2 protein-coding genes are annotated in these 1,297 nt (G+C 71.5%); both read left to right on the top strand.

From position 1 onward, the window contains the following. The first annotated feature begins 146 nt into the window (after positions 1–146). On the top strand, positions 147–1,121 hold the full coding sequence (locus E1293_RS47005) for a hypothetical protein (RefSeq protein WP_132206636.1): 975 nt from the start codon (positions 147–149) through the stop codon (positions 1,119–1,121). Then, positions 1,118–1,297 (top strand): hypothetical protein (locus tag E1293_RS49140; protein WP_207939561.1); only part of this gene is annotated, 180 nt, incomplete at its 3' end. The genes E1293_RS47005 and E1293_RS49140, both read left to right, overlap by 4 nt.

The raw sequence follows: 1,297 nt of genomic DNA on the forward strand, positions 1-1,297 counted from the left end.
GGCCGACCGCATCGCCCACCGCCCCCTCCCCTGACCCGGACCGAGAAGAGACGTGCGGTGAGCCCACCAGCTCACCCAGCCCTACCGGCTTTTAGCGCCGAGCAACGTCGATGCCGCTGACCACCCCCAGACCAGAAACCCTCCAGATGACCAAGTCCTGCCTCCTTCGCGGCGCGGCTGCAGTAGCCGTGCTGTTCGGTCCCCACTTCGCGGCCGTCCTCAACGCCACCGCTGAACTGGTCGGCGTCGACATCAACTGGCCGCCTCTGGCGGCGCCGGTCAACGTCTCGGCCGTCAGTCTCACCGCCGCCGGGATTTGGTTGTTGATCCGTGTCCGCCACTGTCGGCACGGCGGTGCGGTGTGGTGCGCGGCCGCCCTCGCCCTCGCCGGAGCCACGCTGCTGCCACTACAGGGGCAGGGCCCCGGGACCGCCGCGACCATCCTGCTGGCGGGGGCGGGCGCGTGGCTGTGCGCCCAGATCGCTCGCGACGCCGGCGTGCCGCTGTGGCGGGGCCGGCTGCCCTGCGAACTCGTGCGCCGGTGGGATGCGGACGCGGTCGCGGCCTGCGCCGTGGTGCTCGCCGGACACACCACCACGATGCTTCTGGACGACTGGGTCACGCGGCTCGGCCCGGCGGTGATCGGCCAAGCGGCCCAGGCCGACGCGACCGGCCTGCACAACCCGGCCCTGTTCGCCGCCCAAGCACTCGCGGCCGGGATACGCGAGGAGGTCCCGCTGCTCGCGCTGCCCGTCGTGCTGATGGCCGCTGCACGCCGTCCGGCCTGGCAGATCCTGCTCACGGTGTGCGTGCTGCGCGTGGTCCCGCACGCCTACCTCGGTACCGCCGCGCTCACCACGATCGCGTTCGCCGCGGCGTCCTGGTGGATGTACCGCGCCACCCACCGGATCGGCCCGATCATCGCCGCCCACACCGTGTTCAACGCCCTCGCCATGTTCGGTGGCCCACCCGGATACGCGGTGCTGCTGGCCGCACCGGCCCTGGCCGCGCTGCTTCTTGCGAACGCGCCCAACGCCGCCCCCAGGTGGCTCCGCAGGTGGATCCGGGGCAAACCCGCCCGCGGCGATCGTCCAGTCAAGGTGAAAGGGCCAGTGCTGTGACCTCGATGGATGCTTTGGATGTCGACCCGTTCGCTGCCCCCAGCACGAGCACACGGTTCGATTACCTGTTCCACCTGCGCCGCGCGACCCACCGCTTCCTGATCCGGCACGCCGCAACGCTATGGACCACCGAACAGCGTCACAGCGGACGGATCAGCACCGCCCCGCCCCACATC

Source organism: Actinomadura darangshiensis (assembly GCF_004349235.1).
In the GTDB taxonomy this organism is placed as follows: domain Bacteria; phylum Actinomycetota; class Actinomycetes; order Streptosporangiales; family Streptosporangiaceae; genus Spirillospora; species Spirillospora darangshiensis.